Source organism: Actinokineospora fastidiosa (assembly GCF_014648415.1).
Classification (GTDB): Bacteria; Actinomycetota; Actinomycetes; order Mycobacteriales; family Pseudonocardiaceae; genus Actinokineospora; species Actinokineospora fastidiosa.
This window is the reverse complement of the sequence record NZ_BMRB01000002.1, coordinates 1,533,949-1,553,848: the sequence shown is the minus strand read 5'-3', so window position 1 is coordinate 1,553,848 and position 19,900 is coordinate 1,533,949. Positions and strand designations below refer to the sequence as shown.

The 19,900-nt window shown below is 71.8% G+C and carries 22 protein-coding genes; 11 read left to right on the top strand and 11 right to left on the bottom strand.

The annotated features are described in order from the left end of the window. Nucleotides 1–31: 31 nt before the first annotated feature. Both IEY98_RS17035 and IEY98_RS17030 read right to left on the bottom strand, forming a co-directional pair. Nucleotides 32–520 carry an SRPBCC family protein gene (locus tag IEY98_RS17035; RefSeq protein ID WP_189211385.1) on the bottom strand — a complete coding sequence of 163 codons (489 nt, stop codon included), beginning with the start codon at nt 518–520 and terminating at the stop codon, nt 32–34. A 64-nt stretch (nt 521–584) separates the two neighbouring features. After that, nucleotides 585–1,808 carry a glycoside hydrolase family 16 protein gene (locus IEY98_RS17030; protein ID WP_189211384.1) on the bottom strand — a complete coding sequence of 408 codons (1,224 nt, stop codon included), beginning with the start codon at nt 1,806–1,808 and terminating at the stop codon, nt 585–587. A gap of 172 nt (nt 1,809–1,980) precedes the next feature. On the opposite strand from IEY98_RS17030, the gene IEY98_RS17025 reads away from it, so the two are divergent. The 6 genes from IEY98_RS17025 to IEY98_RS17000 all read left to right on the top strand — a co-directional run bounded on the left by IEY98_RS17025 (nt 1,981) and on the right by IEY98_RS17000 (nt 6,314). Then, entirely contained in the window at nt 1,981–2,712 is a 732-nt protein-coding gene (locus IEY98_RS17025; RefSeq protein WP_189211383.1) for a DUF8692 domain-containing protein, read from the top strand. Nucleotides 2,713–2,769: 57 nt separating this feature from the next. Further along, complete coding sequence (locus tag IEY98_RS17020; RefSeq protein ID WP_189211382.1) at nt 2,770–3,339, top strand: ArsR/SmtB family transcription factor; 570 nt, start codon at nt 2,770–2,772, stop codon at nt 3,337–3,339. Between the two features lies 1 nt (nt 3,340). Further along, nucleotides 3,341–4,033, top strand: coding sequence for an SRPBCC family protein (locus IEY98_RS17015; protein ID WP_189211381.1), 693 nt, complete (start codon nt 3,341–3,343; stop codon nt 4,031–4,033). A gap of 13 nt (nt 4,034–4,046) precedes the next feature. After that, a complete protein-coding gene (locus IEY98_RS17010; RefSeq protein ID WP_189211380.1) occupies nt 4,047–4,844 on the top strand; it encodes an alpha/beta fold hydrolase in 798 nt (265 codons plus the stop codon). Between the two features lie 77 nt (nt 4,845–4,921). After that, complete coding sequence (locus tag IEY98_RS17005) at nt 4,922–5,899, top strand: hypothetical protein (RefSeq protein WP_189211379.1); 978 nt, start codon at nt 4,922–4,924, stop codon at nt 5,897–5,899. Nucleotides 5,900–5,927: 28 nt separating this feature from the next. Continuing rightward, nucleotides 5,928–6,314 (top strand): VOC family protein, encoded by a 387-nt coding sequence (locus IEY98_RS17000; protein WP_189211378.1) that lies wholly within the window; start codon nt 5,928–5,930, stop codon nt 6,312–6,314. 43 nt (nt 6,315–6,357) lie between these two features. Here the strand turns inward: IEY98_RS17000 and IEY98_RS16995 are convergent, their stop codons facing one another. From IEY98_RS16995 to IEY98_RS16985, 3 genes are all read right to left on the bottom strand, one after another. Beyond that, nucleotides 6,358–9,021 (bottom strand): cellulose binding domain-containing protein, encoded by a 2,664-nt coding sequence (locus tag IEY98_RS16995; RefSeq protein WP_189211377.1) that lies wholly within the window; start codon nt 9,019–9,021, stop codon nt 6,358–6,360. A 101-nt stretch (nt 9,022–9,122) separates the two neighbouring features. Continuing rightward, nucleotides 9,123–9,716: a nitroreductase family protein gene (locus IEY98_RS16990; RefSeq protein ID WP_189211376.1), complete on the bottom strand. Its 594-nt coding sequence runs from the start codon at nt 9,714–9,716 to the stop codon at nt 9,123–9,125. Nucleotides 9,717–9,776: 60 nt separating this feature from the next. Further along, the gene (locus tag IEY98_RS16985; RefSeq protein WP_189211375.1) at nt 9,777–10,235 is read right to left on the bottom strand and encodes a MarR family winged helix-turn-helix transcriptional regulator; all 459 of its coding nucleotides are present in this window, start codon (nt 10,233–10,235) and stop codon (nt 9,777–9,779) included. 87 nt (nt 10,236–10,322) lie between these two features. Between IEY98_RS16985 and IEY98_RS16980 the strand changes: the two genes are divergently transcribed. Beyond that, complete coding sequence (locus IEY98_RS16980) at nt 10,323–10,883, top strand: YceI family protein (protein WP_189211374.1); 561 nt, start codon at nt 10,323–10,325, stop codon at nt 10,881–10,883. Nucleotides 10,884–10,900: 17 nt separating this feature from the next. Beyond that, on the top strand, nt 10,901–11,833 hold the full coding sequence (gene ligD, locus IEY98_RS16975) for a non-homologous end-joining DNA ligase (protein WP_189211373.1): 933 nt from the start codon (nt 10,901–10,903) through the stop codon (nt 11,831–11,833). Here the strand turns inward: ligD and IEY98_RS16970 are convergent. From IEY98_RS16970 to IEY98_RS16960, 3 genes are read right to left on the bottom strand one after another with little or no spacing between them, the layout of a single operon-like run. After that, nucleotides 11,816–12,964, bottom strand: coding sequence for an FAD-dependent oxidoreductase (locus tag IEY98_RS16970; protein ID WP_189211372.1), 1,149 nt, complete (start codon nt 12,962–12,964; stop codon nt 11,816–11,818). The genes ligD and IEY98_RS16970 overlap by 18 nt on opposite strands. Before the next feature lie 48 nt (nt 12,965–13,012). Then, nucleotides 13,013–13,990 carry an aldo/keto reductase gene (locus tag IEY98_RS16965; protein WP_189211371.1) on the bottom strand — a complete coding sequence of 326 codons (978 nt, stop codon included), beginning with the start codon at nt 13,988–13,990 and terminating at the stop codon, nt 13,013–13,015. A gap of 15 nt (nt 13,991–14,005) precedes the next feature. Next, complete coding sequence (locus IEY98_RS16960) at nt 14,006–14,701, bottom strand: SDR family NAD(P)-dependent oxidoreductase (protein ID WP_189211370.1); 696 nt, start codon at nt 14,699–14,701, stop codon at nt 14,006–14,008. A gap of 298 nt (nt 14,702–14,999) precedes the next feature. Here IEY98_RS16960 and IEY98_RS16955 point away from each other — a divergent pair, with 298 nt between their 5' ends. Next, nucleotides 15,000–15,422 (top strand): cold shock domain-containing protein, encoded by a 423-nt coding sequence (locus tag IEY98_RS16955; protein WP_308425893.1) that lies wholly within the window; start codon nt 15,000–15,002, stop codon nt 15,420–15,422. After that, nucleotides 15,422–15,589, top strand: coding sequence for a hypothetical protein (locus IEY98_RS16950; RefSeq protein WP_189211369.1), 168 nt, complete (start codon nt 15,422–15,424; stop codon nt 15,587–15,589). The genes IEY98_RS16955 and IEY98_RS16950 overlap by 1 nt, the downstream gene beginning before the upstream one ends. Here the strand turns inward: IEY98_RS16950 and IEY98_RS16945 are convergent, their stop codons facing one another. Beyond that, on the bottom strand, nt 15,590–16,804 hold the full coding sequence (locus IEY98_RS16945) for an RNA polymerase sigma factor (protein WP_229786980.1): 1,215 nt from the start codon (nt 16,802–16,804) through the stop codon (nt 15,590–15,592). It abuts the gene before it with no gap. Next, on the bottom strand, nt 16,801–17,133 hold the full coding sequence (locus IEY98_RS16940) for a YciI family protein (RefSeq protein WP_189211368.1): 333 nt from the start codon (nt 17,131–17,133) through the stop codon (nt 16,801–16,803). Before IEY98_RS16940 ends, IEY98_RS16945 begins: the two co-directional genes overlap by 4 nt. A 154-nt stretch (nt 17,134–17,287) precedes the next feature. Between IEY98_RS16940 and IEY98_RS16935 the strand changes: the two genes are divergently transcribed. Then, on the top strand, nt 17,288–17,713 hold the full coding sequence (locus IEY98_RS16935; RefSeq protein WP_189211367.1) for a helix-turn-helix domain-containing protein: 426 nt from the start codon (nt 17,288–17,290) through the stop codon (nt 17,711–17,713). Here IEY98_RS16935 and IEY98_RS16930 read toward each other — a convergent pair. Further along, nucleotides 17,702–19,795, bottom strand: a complete 2,094-nt coding sequence (locus IEY98_RS16930) for an MMPL family transporter (protein ID WP_189211366.1) — start codon at nt 19,793–19,795, stop codon at nt 17,702–17,704. The genes IEY98_RS16935 and IEY98_RS16930 overlap by 12 nt on opposite strands. Between the last annotated feature and the right edge of the window lie 105 nt (nt 19,796–19,900).

The window sequence follows — 19,900 nt, the reverse complement described above, 5'->3', positions numbered from 1 at the left end:
GCGGGGGGACCGGGGGCTACGCGGCTCGTGGTTACAGCGGGTTGGTGGTGGGCGCCTGCGGCGGCGGATCGACCTCACCGCGCCACGCGCCGGTCTCCATGCCCGCGCGGTCCTGCTCGATGAACTGCTTGAACCGCTTCAGGTCGGACTTCACCCTGCGGTCCAGCACACCCAGCTTGTCAGCGACGTTCTCGACGAACCCCTCGGGGTCGATGTCCATCTGGGCCGTGACCCGGGTGGTGTCGGCGTCGATGCGGTGGAAGGTGACCACGCCCGCGTGCGTGGGTCCGTCGACGGACTTCCACGCGACCCGCTCGTCCGGGCGCTGCTCGGCGATGACCGCGTCGAACTCGCGGGTCACCCCGCCGATGGTCGTCTTCCAATGGGTGGTGCGGTCGTCGAGCTGCCTGATCTCGTCAACCCCCTCCATGAACCGAGGGAATGTTTCGAACTGGGTCCACTGGTTGTACGCGGTTCGCACGTCAACGTGGACGTCCACCGATTCAGTGATCGTGCTCATCGACCGTGAACTCCTTCCGTTGTCCTCGATCGATGACTACCCCGCACGCCAGGCGGCTACACATTCACGGCGTCGTCCATTTCTGGTTGGCCGCCCCGGTGCAGGTCCAGATCTGCAGTCTCGTCCCGTTCGCGCTGTTGTGGCCAGTGACGTCGAGGCACTTGTCCGCGGCGATGTTGACGATGTCGCGCGCCCCGCTGATGGCCCAGCGCTGCGCCCCGGTGCCGTTGCAGTCCCAGAGCTGGACCTTGGCCCCGTCGTTCGTGGCGCCCGCGGTGACGTCGAGGCACTTGCCGAGCGCGCGGATGCTGCCGTCGCCCGCGATCGTCCACTGTTGCGCCCCGGTCCCGTTGCAGTCGTACAGCTGCACGGGCGTGCCGTTGGCGGTGTTGGCGCCCGCGACGTCGACGCACTTGCCCGCCAGGCCGGTGATCGGGCCCGCGCGGTCGCCCGAGCTGACGCGCACGTAGTCGATCACCATCGTCTGCGGGAACACCGTGGTGGCGTCGGGGTCGCCCGGCCAGTAGCCGCCGACGGCGAGGTTGAGGATCAGGAAGAACGGGTGGTCGAACACCCACCGGTCGCCGCCGAGGTCGCTGGGCGTCTTGGTGCTGTAGACGACGCCGTCCACCGACCAGGTGATGCGGCCCGGCGCCCAGTCCACGGCGAAGACGTGGAAGCCGTCGGCGAAGCGCTGCCCGTTCGGCAGGGTGTACCCGGCGCCGACGCCCTCGGCTCCGGAGTAGCCGGGGCCGTGGATCGTGCCGTGCACGGTCGACGGCTCGAACCCGACGTTCTCCATGATGTCGATCTCGCCGCTGGCGGGCCAGCCGACCGAGCCGATGTCGTTGCCCAGCATCCAGAACGCGGGCCACATGCCCTGCCCGCGCGGGACCTTGATGCGCGCCTCGAACCGGCCGTAGGTCTGGGTGAAGGTCGCCGCGGTGTTCAGCCGCGCGGAGGTGTACTGGCATGTGCCGTACCAGCACTGGTAGTTGGCCGGGTTCTCCCGACGCGCGGTGATGACCAGGTTGCCCGCGCCGTCGAGCGCGGCGTTGCGGGTGCTGCCCGTGTAGAACTGGCGTTCGTGGTTGTTGACGTTGTCGCCGACCTCGTGGCGCCACTTGGCCGGGTCGACGGGCGCGCCCGCCGGTCCGGTGAACTCGTCGGCCCACACCACGGCCATCGGCCGGACGGGCTCCGCGGTGGAGGCGGGGGCTGCGACCAGCGCGGACGCGGCGAAGGCCGCGGCGAGCGCGGCGAGCAGTCGGGGTTTCGCGTGGGACATCGTCGTCACCTCGGCGAGTGATTTGTCCAGGGTGACAACAAATATGCATGGTCTGGACCTGGTTCGACAAGACCTTTCCGGAACCGGTTCCGGAGCCGGGGTGGATCGCCCGATCGGGTCTTCATAAAAGGGGCATATCGTGTGACGCCTTCCCTGAACTGGAGGTTGCCGGGTGGTCGCGCACGTCGAACAGGTCGATGAACGGGTCGTGGCGGGTGTGGAGGTGCGGTTCGGCCGTGTGGGGTGGTGGGTCCTCGGCGTCACCGTCGCGTTGAGCCTGCTCAGCATGGGCGTGCCCGCGCTGATCGACCATCCGCTGACCCGCGACCGAGGGGAGATCCAGAACTACCTCGACGTGTTCATGGAGGGGAACCTCCCGACCTGGTGGAGCGTGGCGCTGCTGACGACCGGCGCGCTCGTGCACGCCGTCGTCGGCGCGCTGGCCCGCGCGAGCGGTGTGCGGGGGGCGTGGGCGTGGTTCGTCAGCGCCGCCGTGCTCGGGGCGCTGGCGCTGGACGACCACACGCAGCTGCACGAGCGGCTGGACCGGATCGGCAACCAGATCACGACGTTCGAGCGGTTCCCGCACTACTGGGTGCTGCCCGGTCTCGTCCTCGGGGCGGTCGTGGCGGGCGGGCTGCTGTTGCTCGCCGTGCGGCTGCAGGGGGTCGCCCGCTGGTGCATGGTCGGCGGCTGCGCGCTGCTGCTGGGCTCGGCGCTGGGCATCGAGACGCTGCAGGGCGTGCTGATCGCGCTGGACGAGAGCGGCCCGCTCTACGTGCTGACCTACCACGCGGAGGAACTGGGGGAGAACCTCGGCGTCCTGCTGATGCTCGCCGCCGCGGTCCGGTCGACCGTCGTGACCCGCCAGGGCTCGGCGTTCCAGCTCGCCTACCTGCCCTGAGACCGACAAATCGATTTGTCTTGACAACTGTAGTTGTCGGCCACTACCGTTCTCCCCATGGACGACGTGACCGTCATCGACGACCGGGCCGCCGCCGAGGCGTGGCTGGACCCGACCCGGGCCAGGCTGCTCGCGCGGCTGGCCGAGCCCGGGTCGGCGAGCACCCTCGCCGGGCAGCTCGGCATCCCCCGGCAGAAGATCAACTACCATCTGCGCACGCTGGAGAAGCACGGCCTGGTGGAGCTGGTCGAGGAGCGCCGCAGGGGCAACATGACCGAGCGGGTGCTGCGGGCGACCGCCACCTCCTACGTCATCTCCCCGGACGTCGCCCCCGAGCTCGCGCCGGACCCCGACCGCTCCGGCGACCGGCTCTCCGCGCGCTGGCTGCTCGCCCTCGCCGCCCGGCTCGTGCGGGATGTCGGCGCGCTCATCACCAACTCCGCCAAGGCGAACAAGAAGGTGGCGACCTACGCGCTCGACGGCCAGGTCCGCTTCGCCACCCCGCAGGACCGCGCGGCCTTCGCCGCCGAGCTGGGCGACACCGTCACCGCGCTGCTGGCCAAGTACCACTCCGAGGACGGCCGCGACCACCGCGTCGTCGTCGCCGTGCACCCGAAGGCGGACTGACATGGGACACCGCTTCGAGGACGTCGCCGAGATCGAGACGCCGGCGTCCGTCGAGGACGTCTGGGCCGCCATCACCACCGGACCCGGCGTGCAGTCCTGGTTCCTGGGCCGCACGGAGATCGACGGCGACGCCGTCCGCATGGAGATGGGCGACTACCGGCCGGAATCGCGGGTCACCGCGTACGAGCCCGGGAAGCGCTTCGCCCACCGCGTGCCGGACGCCCCGGACGGGCGGTTCATGGCCTACGAGTACCTGGTCGAGGGCCGCGACCGGGCCAGCACCGTCGTGCGGGTCGTCACCAGCGGCTTCCTCCCCGGCGACGACTGGGCCGACGAGTACGAGGCCATGCTGCAGGGCAACGCCCTCTTCGTGGCGACGCTGCGCGAGTACGTCACGCACTTCACCCCGCGCACGGGCGTCCCGCTTACCCGCTGGGGCGGCGGGCTGGCCGCCTGGGACCGGCTCCCCGACCTGCTCGGCATCGACGGCGACACCGCGCACACCGAGATCGACGGCGTGGGCGTCATCGACGGCGCCGTCTTCCACCGCAACGACCAGACCATCGGCATCCGCACCGCCGACGCGCTCTACCGCTTCATCCGAGGCATGAACGACAAGCTCATGCTCGGCCACGTCCTGTTCGCCCCCGTCGAGCAGGATTGGGACGGCTGGCTCGGCCGCCACTTCGCCTGAGAGGAACAGACCCATGCCCTTCGCCACCTCAGCAGACGGCACCCGCATCGCCTACACCGCGACGGGTTCCGGCCCCGCGCTCGTCCTGGTCGACGGCGCCCTGTGCCACCGGGGCTTCGGCCCGTCGCCCGACCTGGTCAAGGCGTTCTCGTCCGACTTCACCGTCTACGCCTACGACCGCCGGGGCCGGGGCGAGAGCGGCGACACCGCGCCGTACTCCGTGGACAAGGAGATCGACGACATCGCCGCCGTGATCGACGCGGCGGGCGGCGCCGCTGCCGTCCTCGGCCTGTCCTCCGGCGGCGTGCTGGCCCTGGACGCGGCCAACCGGCTCGACAGCATCACCAAGGCGGCCGTCTACGAGTGCCCGTTCATCGTCGACGACACCCACGCCCCGCGCCCGGCGTCCCTGATCGAGGACATGGACGCCATGATCGCGCAGGACCGGCGCGGCGACGCGGTCACGTCGTTCATGCGGATGGTCGGCACCCCCGGATTCGCGGTCATGGTGATGAAGCTCATGCCGATGTGGAAGAAGCTCAAGGCGGTCGCGCCCACGCTGCGTTACGACTACCGGGTCCTCGGCGAGACCGGCTCCGGCAAGCCGCTGCCGCAGGACCGCTGGGCCGACGCCAAGCAGCCCGTCCTGGCCATGGACGGCGGGAAGAGCCCGGACTACCTCCGCAACGCCATGCGCATGCTCGCCGACACCCTGCCCACGGCCGAGCACCGCACTCTGCCGGGCCAGACACACATGGTGAAGCCCGAGATCCTGTCGCCCGTGGTGACCGAGTTCCTGCTCCGGGATTAAGCACAATGGCGGTTGTCCGCGATGATCGTCAGCCGGAACGCTCCGCTCAGGGATTCCCTTGGCACAAGGAGCACTGGATGACAGCACCGGGCACGTTATCCGAGCAGTCCACCGTGGAGCCGAAGGCGACGTCGGCCTTCGTCTCCGGGATCTTCCCGCGCCGCCCCGGCCTGGTGATCGGGTTGAGCGCGCTGGCGGGGTTCCTGCTGACCGTGGTGTGGTCAGCGCGGTTCGTCGACCACACCATCGGGGCGAACGTCGCCAACACCCTGCTCGGCCACGACGCCGCGGCCACCCCCATCGCCGGGATCGGCTCGGGCATCGCCTTCGCGTTCGTCACCGGCATCGCGGGCACCTTCACCGCGTGCAACATCGCCGCGTTCGGCGCGGTGGCCCCGATGCTGACCGACTCCAGCACCCGGTGGTCCCGCTTCCGGGCGACGCTGCGGCCGGTCGGCTGGCTCGCGGTGGGCATGGTCGCGATCTCCGCGCCGTACGGCGCGCTGGTCGGGATCATCGGGACGAGCATGCCGCAGTTCGACACCGCGCAGCCCGCGCCGGGCGAGCTGTCCGCGCGCAGCATCCAGTCGATGATCGTGTTCGGGGTCATCGGCCTGATCATGATCTACATCGGGCTGGCGGCGGCGGGCAAGGTGCGCGACCCGTTCGCCCGGATCGCCGCGCGCTTCCCCAACGCCCCCATGGTGTTCATGGGCGTGCTGGTCGGCGGGTTCCTCATCGGACGGCCGTACCCGCTGTTCCGCCAGATGTTCCGCGACGCCGCCGAGGCGCACGACCCGCTGTACGGCGCGGCGGCGTTCGTCCTGCAGTCGCTGGGCAACGTGGTGATCATGGCGCTGATCTTCCTGATCCTCGCCTACGGCACCGGCGGCCGACTGCAGCGCTGGCTGGCCGCCGACCCCAGGCGACTGGCCGTGCTGACGGTGTCCGCGCTCATCATCGCGGGCGTGTTCACCGTGATGTACTGGGACATCCGGCTGCTGGCGCGGCGCGACATCATCCCGTGGTACCCGGTCGCACCGTGGGCGCAGTGACGCCCGTTCGGTAGTAGCGTTCCGCGTCATGGCCAGCAAGTTCACCGAGCTCGCGATCGATTGCGCCGATCCCCACGGTCTCGCCCGGTTCTGGTGCGCGGTCCTCGACTACGAGGTGCAGGACGCCGACGACGATGTCGTCACCATCGGCTCGTCTGCCGTGCCGGAGGGGAAGAACCGGGTGGGACCGGTGCCGCCGACGCTGACGTTCGCGCGGGTGCCGGAGGGCAAGACGGTCAAGAACCGGCTCCACATCGACGTCAACCCCACCGACCGGGACCAGGACGACGAGGTCCGCAGGCTGCTCGACCTCGGCGCCCGACCCGCTGACGTCGGGCAGGGCGCGGAGAGCTGGGTGGTCCTCGCCGACCCGGAGGGCAACGAGTTCTGCGTCCTCCGCACCCGCTGCCCCTGACGCAACAGACCCCGCCCACCCAGGTGGGCGGGGTCTCGCTGTCTCAGCCGACGGCGCAAACGGTTCCGTTCAGGCGGAACGCGGTGGGCGCCGGGTTGTCGGACTGCCTGCTGCCGAGGAACCCGAACTCGGCGCTCTGCCCCGGCGCGAGGGTCCTGTTCCAGTCCGCGGCCTTCACCCGGACATCCGCGCCCGTCTGGGTGTAGGAGCCGTTCCACAGCTGGGAGACCCGCTGTCCCGCGGTGAAGCTGTAGTCCAGCGTCCACCCATCGATGCGGGGCATCGTGTTGTTGGTGACGCGGACCGAGGCCTGGAAGCCGCCGTTCCAGCTTCCGGTGACGGTGTACCGGACAGTGCACTCACCAGGGGGCGGGGGAGTGGTGGTCGTGGTGGTTGTCGTCGTCGTGGTGCTCGTGGGCGGGGTGGTGCCCGCAGCGTCGGTGTAGACGATGCCGCGGCCGTTGGTGCCCAGGTAGACCCGGCCATAGACGCGCGGGTCACCGGTCAGCGCCTCGCCCATGTTGCCGTACTGGTGCCGGTCGTCGTTGATCCGCCGCCAGGTCGCGCCCCTGTCGTCGGACATGAAGACCGCGTCGCGCGTCGAGCCGACCGTGCCGACCAGGAACAGCGCGGGGTAGTCGTGACCCGGTGCGGCCTTGCCGAAGCCGATGTTGCGGGCGCTGGCCACCGAGGAGATCTTCGTGAACGTGGCCCCGGAGTCCGTCGAGCGGAACAGGCCGAGGTCGCCCGCCAGCCAGATGTCGCCCTCGCGGCCCGCGACGGCCTTGAACTTCGCCGACGCGGGCAGGCCGCTCGCCCGCGCGGTGAACGTCGCCCCGCCGTCGGTGCTGGTGTAGAAGGTGCCGTCCTGGAAACCGTAGAACTTCGCCGGGTTCACCCGGTCCGACTCGACGACGGACTGCGCGGGCAGGCCCCGCACGGCGGTCCACGACGTGCCGAACCCGGTCGAGCGGACCACCTGGCCCTCGCCCGGCGACCACACGAACGCCGTGCCGTCGGCCGAGGCGGCCACCGTGCCGCCGCTGTTGATCCCGCCGGGCTCACTGCCCTGGAACCAGTTGCTCCCGCCGTCGGTGGAGAAGGCGACGTGGCTGTCGTTCGGGCGGTCGGCGTCGGTGAAGTTGCCCGCGCGCACCATGATGTTCGGCGACTTCTCGGCGAAGTCCAGGCTGGTGGTCGAGGTGAAGACGGGCCCGGTGAAGATCATGTCCGGGATGGCGGTCAGGTCGTCGTGCCGGAAGCCGCCGATGTCGCCGAGGGCGCTGACCAGCGGCGCGCCGGACGGCGGGCTGATCAGGTCGAGCACGGCCGTCTCCTCCAGCCCCTTGATGACGGGCTTGATGACCGCCTTGCCGCCGGTGTCCCACGCGGTCAGGTTGTCCGTGCCGTAGATCGTCGCGCCGGTGCCGTAGAGCATGCGGTCGGAGTCGAACGGGTCGATCTCCAGCGCCTCGGTCATCCAGCCCAGCTTCGGCGCGGTCTCCGGCGGGGCCGGGGTGGCGCCGAAGGTCAGCCAGGGCACCTCGGCGATGTCCATCTCGTACCGGAAGCCGCGGTTCGGGTACGACGTGAAGTCCCACGCGCGGGTCCAGGTCGCGCCGCCGTCCGTGCTGCGGAAGATGATGATGTCCGGCCACCAGGAGATCTGGGTGGCCACCATGATCGTGTCGGGGTCCTGCCGGTCGATGGTCAGGCCGCTGTAGCCGAAGTAGGCGTCCGGACTGGACGAGGGCACCGGGCTGATCCGGGTCCACGCGCCGGTCGCGGTGTCCAGCTTCCACACGTCGCCCTTGCCGCCGTCGTACGGGCCGCCGGTGTCGCTGGTGGCCAGGTAGAGGAAGCCGTTCTCGTGGTCGAGCACGCCCTTGTGGGCGATGTAGCCGGTCGGCTGGCCCGCGATCCGCTCCCAGGTCACCCCCGCGTCCGTGCTGCGGTAGACGGTGTTCTCCTTGTCGGCCACGCCCACGTAGATCGTGCGGGTGCGGCCGCCCGGCGTCGCGGAGGACGGGTCGAACGTCACCCAGACGACGCCCTGGATGTCGCTGCCGTAGCCGTTGGGGTCCGACGGATCGGCCACGTAGTCGCCGGGGTTGGGGAAGGCGGTCACCTCGGCCCAGGTCACGCCGCTGTCGGTGCTGCGCCACAGGCCGTGGCCCGACGGCGCGCCGAGGTAGAGCACGCGGTTGTCGTTGGGGTCGACGGCCAGCCGCTCGCCCATCCCGCGACCGGGCATGTTGCCGCCCAGCTTGAACGGCAGGCGGGACGCCGCCCAGGTCGCGCCCCTGTCGGACGAGCGCAGGACCGCGCCGTTGTTCGGGTCCCACGAGTTGGTGTACATGCCCGCGGCGACGTAGACGTTGTCCGGGTCGACCGGGTCGGTGGCCAGGCTGACCACGCCGTTCCAGCCCCAGTCCGCCCAGCCGACGTGGTCCAGCAGCGGCACCCACCGCTGGGTCGCGGTGTCGAACCGGTACGCGCCGCCGATGTCCGTGCGGGCGTAGACCAGGCCCGGTTCGGTCTGGTTGAACACGATGCCGGGGACGAAGCCGCCGCCGCCGATCTCGACGTTGCGCCATTCGGGTGGCGTCGCGGCAGCGGCCTGCGGGTTCGGGGCGGCGACGCCGAGCGCCACGGCCGTGCCGACGGCCGTCGCGGCCGCCGCCGCCAAGGCGAGGACCTTGCGCACCTGGACCTCCGTTGGTTGGTAGCGCTCCCAGTGGGATCAGCCGGAAGGTAACAGAGATCCGGGCGGATCGGGAGCGCTCCCAGCCACCTTTTCGTAAGCGCTTACCAGCGATCCCGGTGGACGGCGGGCGTGGGCCGCGCGGCTGGGCGGAACGACGTGCCCAGGTAGTAGGCGGTGGGGATCAGCGCTCCCTGGTGGACGCCGGCGGGCAGGCCGAGCAGGTCGGCGATCTCGCGCTCGTGGGCGAGGTGGGCGGTGGTCCACGCGGTGCCGAGCCCGCGGCTGCGCGCGGCGAGCATGTAGCTCCACACCGACGGCAGCAGCCCGCCCCACAGCGACGCCTGGTTTCCCGGCGGCAGCGGGCCGCCGGTGTCCACACAGGCCAGGACCAGGACCGGCACCCTGGCCAGGTTCTCCGCCAGGTACGCGGCGCTCTCCAGGCTGCGCGACGGCGGCGAGCCGCGGTGCTTGACGGTGAACGCCGAGCGGTAGTAGCCCGCGATGGCCGCCCGGATCGCCGGGTCGGTGATGACGAGCCAGTGCGCAGGCCGGGAGCCGCAGGGCGCCTGCGCGGCCATCGCCAGGCAGGTGTCGATCTCGGACAGCGGGACGTCGCGGCCCAGGTCCAGCCGCCTGCGCACGGTCCGGGTGGTGGTGAGCAGGGCCTCCGGCACGAGCGCGATGTCGGTCGTCATCCCCCGGATGCTGGCAGTGCGGTCACAGGGGCCGCATTCTCGATCGTGCTCTGCTGAGTATCAGTCCTCATCTTCGGCGAGCCTGGCCGCGACCCGGTCGGTGATGTCGGTCAGCGCGGCGACCAGCTCGGGGGTCAGCCGGTCGAACAGGTACTCGCGGACGGTCTCCACGTGCCGGGGCGCGGCGGCCTCGATGGTGGTGCGGCCCTGCGGGGTCAGCGCCACGAAGGCGCCGCGGCGGTCGTTGGGGCACTCCTGGCGGTCGATGAGGCCCCGGGCGCGCATGCGGTTGAGCTGGTGGGACAGCCTGCTCTTCTCCCACTCCAGCTTCTCGGCCAGGGCGAGCACGCGCGTGCGCCCGCCCGCGACCTCGCTCAGCTCGACGAGCACGGCGAAGTCGGCCAGCGACAGGCCCGAGTCGTCCTGCAACTGCCGGTTGAGCCGGGCGGTCAGCCGGGCCTGCATGTGCAGGTACCCGCGCCAGGCCCGCTGCTCGTCGTCGTCCAGCCACCGTGTCATGGGAAACAGTCTACCCGGAATAGTTGACGCGTCATCTATGTTGAGGGCAGTATCCCAGTTGCGTCATCAACCAACCCGGAGGACACCATGACCACCGCAACCACCGACTTCACCACTCTGACCGGCGACTACACGATCGACACCGCGCACAGCCGCGTCGGCTTCGTCGCCCGGCACGCGATGGTGACCAAGGTCCGCGGCGCGTTCAACGAGTTCGAGGGCACCGCGACCATCGACGGCGCCGCGCCGGAGAAGTCGAGCGTCGCGCTGACCATCCAGGTCGCCAGCATCGACACCCGCAACGGCCAGCGCGACGACCACCTGCGCAACAACGACTTCCTCGACGTCGCCACGTACCCGACCATCACCTTCGCCTCGACCGCCATCAAGCACCTCGGCGGCGTCGACTTCGAGGTGACCGGCGACCTCACCGTCAAGGGCGTCACCCAGCAGGTGACGTTCCCGCTGGAGTTCACCGGCAGCGCCACCGACCCCTTCGGCAACGCCCGGATCGGCTTCGAGGGCTCGGTCGTCATCAACCGCAAGGACTACGGCGTGACCTGGAACGTCGCCCTGGAGACCGGGGGCGTGCTGGTCAGCGAGAAGATCACCCTGGAGTTCGAGATCTCGGCGATCAAGAACGCCTGAGCATTACTGTCGGGTCCATGGCCAAGGCTGTGGAGGTGGAGGTGGGCCCGCACACCGTGCGGGTCTCCAACCCCGACCGCGTCTACTTCCCCGAGAGCGGGGCGACCAAGCTCGACCTGGTCGAGTACTACCTCGGGGTCGGTGACGGCATCGTGCGGGCGCTGCGCGAGCGCCCGTGCATGCTGCACCGCTTCCCCGAGGGGGTCGCCGGGGAGAAGGTCCACCAGAAGCGCGTCCCGCACGGCGCCCCGCCGTGGCTGGAGACCGTGCGGCTGCACTTCCCCCGCTACAACCGCCACGCCGACGAACTGTGCGTGACGAAGCTGGCGGACGTCATCTGGGCGGTCCAGATGTCGACTGTGGAGTTCCACCCGTGGAACTCCCGCCGCGCCGACACCGAGCGCCCCGACGAGTGGCGCATCGACCTCGACCCGATGCCCGACTGTCCCTTCTCGACGGTGCGCAGGGTCGCGGGCGTGGTCCGCGAGGTGCTCGACGAGCTGGGCGTCACCGGGTATCCGAAGACCTCGGGCGGGCGCGGCCTGCACGTCTACGTGCGGATCACGCCGTCATGGGGCTTCTCCGACGTGCGGCGCGCCGCGCTGGCGTTCGCCCGCGAGGTGGAGCGGCGCGCCCCCGACGACGTGACGACGACGTGGTGGCGCAAGGACCGCGACCCGCGCGCGCTGTTCGTCGACTACAACCAGAACGCGCGCGACCACACGATCGCCAGCGCGTACTCCGTGCGCGGGGTCCCCGGTGCGACGGTCTCGACGCCCGTCACCTGGGACGAGATCCCCGACGTGGACCCGCGCGAGTTCACCATCGCCACCGTGCCCGCCCGCTTCGCGGAGCTGGGCGACCTGCACGCGGGCATCGACGACACCGCGTTCTCGCTCCAGCCGCTGCTGGAGTGGGCCGACCGGGACGGGCTACCCGACGATGCTTGACGCCGTGCCCGCCATGGCCTTGCGCACGACCGTCGGCCCGCCGGGAAGGTCGGCGACGCCCAGCAGGCGGTTGCGCAGGCTGATCTTCCAGCGGCTCTCCGGCAGCATCCACCGCGCGGCCCTGCGGCCCGAGCGCTGCTTGGCCTCGGCGAACGGCCGCATCCGCGCCTCGTAAGCGGGCAACGCGCGCGGCACGTCCGCCTTCGCCAGCTCGCCCGCCAGCACCCACGCCGCCGCCATGGCCAGCGACGCGCCCTGGCCCGCCATCAGCGAGACCGCGTGCGCGGCGTCGCCGATGAGGACCGTGCGGCCGCGGTGCCAGCTGGGGAGCTCGATCTGGGCGACGGTGTCGTAGTACGGGTCGTCGGGGCAGTGGTCCAGCGCCCGGTCGACCAACTCGCCCATGCCCGCGAACCGGGCCTTGAGCAGCGCGCGCGGGTTGTCGGTGAGCGGGGCGTCCGTGGCGTGCACGAACATCGTCGCCAGGTGGCCGCCCGCCGGGTAGAGGCCCGCCTGGCGGTTGGGCTGGGCGACGATCCGGAACCGGTCGCCGACGGCGTCGGCCAGGTCCGGGTCGGTGAGCAGGTAGGACGCGGTGTGGTAGCCGAGCGGGCGGAGGAACGCGCGCTCGGGGCCGAAGGTCAGCTCGCGGACGCGCGAGTGGATGCCGTCCGCGCCGACGACCAGGTCCGCATCGACCGGGCTGCCGTCGGTGAGGGTGTCGGCGTCGGCCAGCGACGTGCCGTAGCGGATGTCGAGGTCGGGGACGGCCTCGCGCAGGACCCGGTCGAGGTCGCCGCGCATCAGGCTGACCAGGCGGCCGTCGAGCGCGGCGCGCATCGACGCGTAGCTGACGCCGCCGCGCGGCTCGCCGTCCGCAGTGGTGTAGCGCAGGGCGGTGATGCCCGCGTCGGCCGCCACGATCCGGTCGATCAGGCCCATGCGCTCGGCGATGTCGTAGCCCGAGCCGAAGAAATCCATCATGTAGCCGTCGGGGCGCGGGCCCGGGGCGCGCTCGACGACCGTCACCTCCCAGTCGGCCCGGCGCAGCCACCAGGCCAGGGTCAGTCCCGCGATCCCGGCGCCGCAGATCAGGGCGCGCATGGCGCTCACCTCCGTCAATTTGGGCATCTGACCAAATTGTCGCACAGCCGCGACGGCGGGCCGCCGTCGCGTCCGTCACCAGCGGTCGTGCACCAGGGGGCGGACCAGGTCGTCGTAGACCGCGCGGACGGTGGCGTGGGCGTCGTCGGACAGCCGGGGCAGGCTGCCGACCGAGGTGTTGGCGTGCGCCTGCTCGGGGTTGCGCGCGCCCGGGATCACCACGCTCACGCCCGGCTGGTCGGCGATCCAGCGCAGGGCGAACTGCGCCATCGTCCAGCCGTCCGGCACGGCGGCCCTGAGCCGCGACACCGCCTCCAGTCCGACGTCGTAGGGCACGCCGGAGAAGGTCTCGCCGACGTCGAACGCCTCGCCGTGGCGGTTGTAGGTGCGGTGGTCGTCCTGGGCGAAGGTCGTGTCGGCGGTGTAGCGGCCGGACAGCAGGCCCGACGCCAGCGGCACCCGGGCGATGACGCCGACGCCCGCGTCCGTCGCCGCGGGCAGCACCCGCTCCAGCGGCTTGAGGCGCAGGCAGTTGAGGATGATCTGCACGGTCGCCACACCGGGGCGGGCGATGGCGGTCAGCGCCTGCTCGCAGGTCTCGACGCTGACCCCGTACGCGGCGATCGCCTGCTTCTCCACGAGCGCGTCGAGCGCGTCGAAGACGGCGTCGTCGGCGTAGACCGGGGTCGGCGGGCAGTGCAGCTGCACGAGGTCGAGGGTGTCCATGCCCAGGTTGCGGCGGGAGCGGTCGACCCAGGCGGTGAAGTTGGCCGCGGTGTAGTTCTCCGGCGTCTGCTCGACCCGGCGGCCCATCTTGGTGGCGACGGTGACGCCGTCGCGTTCCGCGCGGAAGCGGCCGACGAGCGTCTCGCTGCGGCCGTCGCCGTAGACGTCGGCGGTGTCGAAGAAGGTGACGCCGTCGTCCGCGGCGGCGTGCAGGACGGCCATCGCGTCGGCCTCGTCCACCTCGCCCCAGTCGGCGCCGAGCTGCCAGCAGCCCAGCCCGATGACGCCCGTGGTGCGGTTCAGTCGGTCAATGTTCCTGGTCTCCACGATTCAGATCGTAGGTCACCACGGGATGCGCTTCCGGTCGCGGAAGAAGCCGCCGGAGGGTCCGCTGGGCGGCAGGAGGGCCGCCCAGACGACGGTGTCGGCGCCCTGGGCGGGGGAGAGCGGGGCGGCGGGGCCGCCCATGTCGGTGCGCACCCAGCCAGGGCAGACGGCGTTGACCTTGACGGTGCTCGGCACGGCGGCGGCGAGCGCGATGGTCAACGCGTTGAGCGCGGCCTTGGCGACCCCGTACGCGGGCGGGGACGGCACGTTGTCGGTCACCGCGCCCGCGCCGGAGGACACGTTGACCACCCGGCCCCAGCCGCGGTCGACCATGCCCGGCATCAACTCCCGGCACAGCCGGTACGCCCCGAGCAACGTCACCTGCAGCGTCTCCTCGAACACCGCCTCCGGGATGGCGAACACCGGATGCGTCGGGTAGACGCCAGCGTTGTTGACCAGCACGTCGACGCTGGTGCCGTCGGCCGCGAGCCCCTCCACCAGCCGCTGCACGCTCCGCGCGTCGGCCACGTCGACCCCCACCGCCCGCACCCGGTGCCCCGCCCGCCCCAACGCCGCCGCCGCGACCCGCCCCCGCTCCAGGTCCCGGGCGCCGAGCAGGACGTTGAGGCCGGTCTCGGCCAATCTGCGCGCCACCTCGTACCCGATCCCCCGATTCCCCCCGGTCACGAGCGCGGTGCGGGCGGTGCTCACGCTGTCGTCCCCCCTTCGGAATCGACTCAGTCCATTAGTGCACGCCGGTCCGACAGTTTTCAAGATCGGAACGGAGGTAGTGACCGGTTGCCCACAGCGCCGCGCCCGTAACGCCCCGACGCTGCGCCGAACGGGCGAACCCGTCGCGGATCACCCGGTCGCGCCCGACGCCACCACCTGCCCGGAGTCCGTTCTCCGTCCACAAGCGCCGGGGGATCCGCTCCGCCACCGGGCGTGATCGTCCACAGGTGACAGCGCTAGGATGGGGGTGCTGGAAGTTGGCTGATGGGTGTGGGGTGTGGCTGTGGTCCGGGGCAAGGTCATCCGGTTCGACGACGTCCGCGGGTATGGGTTCGTGCTGCCCGAGACCGGTGGGGAAGACGTGTTCCTGCACGTCAACGACATCACCTTCGACAAGCGCAAGCTCGTCCCCGGCGCGGTCGTGGAGTTCGTGATCGAGGAGGGGGAGCGCGGGCTCAAGGCCTCCGACGTCAGCCTCGTCTCCGGTCGGGCCACGGAGTACACCAGTGATCCGGCCTTCGCCGACGACGGGGACTTCGCCGACCTGCTCTCTGTCCGGGAGTTCCGCGACGAGGTCACCGAGGCGCTGCTGTCGGGCGTGCCGACGCTGACCGCCGAGCAGGTGGTGCGCGTGCGGCAGACGGTCGTCGGGATCGCCAGGGCGCACGGGTGGTTGGACGCCGAGGCGCGCGAGGCCTGATGGGGCTGCCGCGCAAGCCGGTCCGCAGGCTGTTCCGGTTCGTCTTCCGGCTGATCGGCGCCGCTATCGCGACGAGCCTTGACCTGGAGCGCCCGGAGCGGCCGGAGCGGCCGGAGTCGCGGTCCCGGCCCGCCCGGCGGATCGCGTTCGAGGCGCGCCGCCGCTGATCACCCGAGCTCGCCGAGCCGGGCGCGCAGGAAGTCGCGCTCGGTCTCGTTGTCGGTCAACGCCAACGCGGCCTCGTAGGACGCCCGCGCCTCATCGACCCGGTGCAGCCTGCGCAACAAGTCCGCCTTGACCGCGTGCAGGTAGCGGTATCCCGACAACTGCTCCGACAACGGCTCCACCTCGGCCAGCGCCGCCTCCGGGCCCGCCACCCGGTCCGTCGCCACCGCCCGGTTCAGGGCCACCACCGGCGTCGGCCACACCTTCAGCAGCGCGTCGTACAGCGTCCTGATCTGCGGCCAGTCCGTCTCCTCCGCGCTCGGCGCGGTCGCGTGCAGCGCGGCGATGGCGGCCTGCAGCGTGAAACGCCCCGGCGATCCGCGCCGCAGCGCCCACACGATCAGTTCGTCGCCCTCGTCGATGGCGGCGCGGTCCCACCGCGCGCGGTCCTGGTCGGCCAGCAGCGTCAGCCCGGACTCCGACGCGCGGGTCGCCCTGCGGGCGTCGGTGACCAGGAGCAGGGCCAGCAGACCGGCGACCTCCGGCTCGTCGGGCATCAGCGCGCGCAGCATCCGGGCGAGGTCGATCGAGCGCTCCACCAGGTCCGCGCGCACCAGCTCCGCGCCGGACGGGGCCGTGTGCCCGGTGGTGAAGAGCAGGTGCACCACGGTCAGCACGGAGTCCAGCCGGTCGGGCAGCGCCGCGGCCGACGGGACCTCGTAGCGCACGGCCGCCGCCGCGACGCGCTTCTTCGCGCGGGTCAGCCGCGCCGCCATGGTCGGCTCGCTGACCAGCAGCGCCTTAGCGATGTCCGGCGTCGCCACCCCGCACACCAGCCGCAGCGTCAGCGCGACCTGGGCCTCCTGGGCCAGCACCGGGTGGCAGCAGGTGAAGACCAGCCGCAGCCGGTCGTCGGGGATCTCGTCGGCAGCGACCGGCTCGTCGTCCTCCGGCTCCAACAGCAGGTGCAGCTTCGTGCGGAGCGTCCGGTCCCGCCGCAGCGCGTCCAGCGCCTTGCGCCGCGCGGTGGTCGTCAGCCAGGCGCCGGGCTTGGCGGGGACGCCGTCGCGCTCCCATGCCTCCAGCGCGGACAGGTAGGCGTCCTGCACGCACTCCTCGGCCAGGTCGAGGTCGCGGGTCAGCCGGGCGGTCGCGGCGACCACCAGCGCCCACTCCGCGCGGTGGGCGTCGGCGAGGGCGCGCTCGGCCGGGGTCACTCCCCGAGGATCGGGCGGACCTCGACGCCGCCGCGCCAGGTCGACGGGCACAGCCGGGCGATCTCCAGCGCGTGGTCGCGGTCGCGCGCCTCCAGCACGAAGAACCCGGCCAGCACCTCCTTGGTCTCGGCGAACGGCCCGTCGGTCACCACGGTGCCCTTCACCGACACCGCCTCGGTGCTCGCGTCCAGCGCCGCGGCGGCGACGATGGTCCCGCCCAGCTCGCCGATCCGGTCGCCGTAGGCCATGTGGGCGGCGATCTCCTCCTCCGGCACGTCGGCGGGGTCGCCCGGCGTCGGGCTGTAGAGCAGGACGGCGTACTGCGGCATGGGGTTCCTCCAAGTGGGTGCAGGGCCACTCCTACCGCGAGCGGCACCCGGTGGCAACTTGTCCCGGTCTATCTTGTTCGCCACAAACAGCAACATTAAGGCCGCAAGCGTTTCACCGTTCGCGCCCGCGCCCCGCTGCGAGATCATCAACGACATGGACGGGCGCGAGGACGACACGCACTGGCCGCTGGGCCCGGCGCTCCGGCGGGCGCGCAACGCCGCCGGACTCTCCCAGGCGAAGGCGGCCAAGCGGGCCGGGGTCTCGCGCGCGTTATGGCAGCAGCTGGAGTCCGGCGAGCGCCCGGACGGTCGGCCGCTGCGCCCCAAGCCGGTCTCGCTGACCCTCGTCGCCCGCTCGCTCGACCTCGACCCGCGCCAGGTGCTGCAGCTGGCCGGGCTCGACCCGACGTCCTACGACCCGTCCCGCGCGGGCAGACCGGTCGCCTCGACCGCCGAGGTGCACGAACTGCTCGACATGGTGACGGAGGTGCAGCGCCAGGCGGTGGTGGAACTGCTGCGCACCATGGTCGACCCGACCGGCGGCATGGCGTACAAGCAACTGCCCCGGTCAGACGCCTGACCCGACCGGCTCGCGGGCGGGCCGGAACCAGTCGAAGTCGGGCGCGTGGCCCTCGACGTCGATCCGGGGCAGGGCGCGGTCGACGAAGCCCGGCAGCCACCAGTTCGCCCGGCCGAACGCCGCCATCACCGCGGGCACCAGGAACGCGCGGATCACGACGGCGTCGAGCAGCACGGCCACGGTCAGCCCCAACCCGGTCTCCTGCACCACCCGGTCGCCTGCCGGCACGAACGACACGAACACCAGCGCCATGATGAGCGCGGCCGCGGTGATCGTCCGGCCGGTCGAGGCCAGCCCGCGCACGGTCGCGGTCACGGTGTCGTGGCCCTTGCGCCACTCCTCCTGGATGCGCGTCACCAGGAACACCTCGTAGTCCATCGACAGCCCGAACAGCCCGGCGAACAGGAACACCGGGATGTAGGGCTCGATCGGCCCGGTGGGGCCGGAGCCGAACCAGCCGAGCTGGAACACCGCCGTCAGCGCGCCGAACATGGCCGCCGCGGCGAGCAGGTTCATCACCGCGGCCGTCAGCGGGATCAGCAGGCTGCGGAACACGATCACCAGCAGCACGAAGGAGATCGCCACCACCGTGCCGAGGAACAGCGGGAGCCGGTCGGTGATGGCGGTGGAGAAATCTGCCTGCACGGCCGTGTTCCCGCCGACGTGGAACTCGCCGCCGGAGGCCGGGATGATGTCCTCGCGCAGCGAGCGCACCAACTCCGCGGTCGCCGGGTCCTGCGGGGTTCCCTTGGGCTGCACGACGAACGCGCCGACTCCATTATGGATCGACGGCGGAGCGACCAGCTCGACGTCGTCGCGTGTGGACACCGCTGCGTGCACGCGCTCCAGCGCCACCGGGTCCTGCACCCGTCCCACCACGACCAGCGGGCCTGCGAACCCCGGACCGAACCCCTCGGCCAGCAGGTCGTACGCCACGCGCGTCGTCGAGCCCTCCGGGTGCACCCCCGCGTCGGGCACCCCGAGCCGCAGGGCGGCGGCGGGCAGGGCGAGCACCCCGATGATCACCAGCGCGGCCGCGGTGCTCAGCCCCGGCCGCCGGGTCACGCCGCGGGCCAGCCACGCCCAGCCCCGGCCCTCCGGGACGTACCTGCGGTGGCGGGCCTTCGGCGCGAGCCTGCGCCCGAACGGGCGCAGCAGGGCGGGCAGCAGCGTCAGCGCAGCCAGCATCGTCATGAGCACGGCGATGCTGGCCGAGAACGCGATGCCGTCGAGGAAGTCGATGCCCACGGTGAGCATCCCCATCAGCGACACGCACACCGTCACGCCCGCGAACAGCACCCCGCGCCCGGACGTCGACGCCGCCGTGCCCAGCGCCTCCTCCGGACTAGCGCCCGAGCGCAGCTCCTGCCGGTACCGGGTGACGACGAACAGCGCGTAGTCGACCCCGACGCCCAACCCCAGCAGCGCCACGATCTCCAGGCTCACCGTCGGCACCGGCACCAGGTGCGTCAGCAGCCCGACCACGCCCGCGGCCGAGCCCACCGACACCGCGGCGGTCACCAGCGGCAGCAGCATCGCCATCAGGGAGCCGAACGCCAGCAGCAGCACCACCGCGGCGGCCAGCAGGCCCAGCCCGGAGTCGTGCACGCTCGGCGGGGCGATGGTGCGCGCGGCGACCGGGCCGTCCACCGCGACCGTCAGACCGCCGCCGCTCGCGGACTCGGCGATCCCGACCAGGTCGCGGGCCGTCTCCAGGTCGACGGACCCGGGCTCGGCGAACGTCACCGTCGCGTAGGCGATGCCGCCGCGCGGGGAGACCTGCTGCGGAGCCTCGAACGGCGAGACGACCGCGACGACGCCGGGCAGCCGGGCGAGCTCGCCGAGCACCGGCTCGATCCGCGCGCGGTCCAGCGCGCCGGAGAACACGACGCGCTCGGCCACGCCGCCCTGCCCGCCCAGCAGTTCCTGCGCGCGGCTGCTGTCGGACGCGGGCAGCGTCGGGATGTCCTGGTGGTCCGGACCGGCCAGCGCGGAGCCGGCGGTGAGCCCGGCGAGCACCGCGAGCCAGACCGCGACCACCCAGCCCGCCCGCCGGTGGCAGAAGATCGCCAGCCGCCGCATGCGGCGAGCGTAGGCGCAGCACGGGGGTCAAACCTACGAGCGCGCGTGACAAGTTGTTCACCAGGTTTTGTGCTGCTGGTCCGATTGGACGGATTTTCCGGCTAA

What these genes read in the sequence shown, in the direction of transcription:
- IEY98_RS17015 (WP_189211381.1), top strand. Translation starts at nt 3,341, where the DNA reads ATGGGACACCGCTTCGAGGACGTCGCCGAGATCGAGACGCCGGCGTCC.
- IEY98_RS17020 (WP_189211382.1), top strand. Translation starts at nt 2,770, where the DNA reads ATGGACGACGTGACCGTCATCGACGACCGGGCCGCCGCCGAGGCGTGG.
- IEY98_RS17010 (WP_189211380.1), top strand. Translation starts at nt 4,047, where the DNA reads ATGCCCTTCGCCACCTCAGCAGACGGCACCCGCATCGCCTACACCGCG.
- IEY98_RS16990 (WP_189211376.1), bottom strand. Translation starts at nt 9,716, where the DNA reads ATGACGACCGACATCGCGCTCGTGCCGGAGGCCCTGCTCACCACCACC.
- ligD (WP_189211373.1), top strand. Translation starts at nt 10,901, where the DNA reads ATGGCCAAGGCTGTGGAGGTGGAGGTGGGCCCGCACACCGTGCGGGTC.
- IEY98_RS17005 (WP_189211379.1), top strand. Translation starts at nt 4,922, where the DNA reads ATGACAGCACCGGGCACGTTATCCGAGCAGTCCACCGTGGAGCCGAAG.
- IEY98_RS17030 (WP_189211384.1), bottom strand. Translation starts at nt 1,808, where the DNA reads ATGTCCCACGCGAAACCCCGACTGCTCGCCGCGCTCGCCGCGGCCTTC.
- IEY98_RS16935 (WP_189211367.1), top strand. Translation starts at nt 17,288, where the DNA reads ATGGACGGGCGCGAGGACGACACGCACTGGCCGCTGGGCCCGGCGCTC.
- IEY98_RS16930 (WP_189211366.1), bottom strand. Translation starts at nt 19,795, where the DNA reads ATGCGGCGGCTGGCGATCTTCTGCCACCGGCGGGCGGGCTGGGTGGTC.
- IEY98_RS16985 (WP_189211375.1), bottom strand. Translation starts at nt 10,235, where the DNA reads ATGACACGGTGGCTGGACGACGACGAGCAGCGGGCCTGGCGCGGGTAC.
- IEY98_RS17035 (WP_189211385.1), bottom strand. Translation starts at nt 520, where the DNA reads ATGAGCACGATCACTGAATCGGTGGACGTCCACGTTGACGTGCGAACC.
- IEY98_RS16970 (WP_189211372.1), bottom strand. Translation starts at nt 12,964, where the DNA reads ATGCCCAAATTGACGGAGGTGAGCGCCATGCGCGCCCTGATCTGCGGC.
- IEY98_RS16980 (WP_189211374.1), top strand. Translation starts at nt 10,323, where the DNA reads ATGACCACCGCAACCACCGACTTCACCACTCTGACCGGCGACTACACG.
- IEY98_RS16950 (WP_189211369.1), top strand. Translation starts at nt 15,422, where the DNA reads ATGGGGCTGCCGCGCAAGCCGGTCCGCAGGCTGTTCCGGTTCGTCTTC.
- IEY98_RS17000 (WP_189211378.1), top strand. Translation starts at nt 5,928, where the DNA reads ATGGCCAGCAAGTTCACCGAGCTCGCGATCGATTGCGCCGATCCCCAC.
- IEY98_RS16940 (WP_189211368.1), bottom strand. Translation starts at nt 17,133, where the DNA reads ATGCCGCAGTACGCCGTCCTGCTCTACAGCCCGACGCCGGGCGACCCC.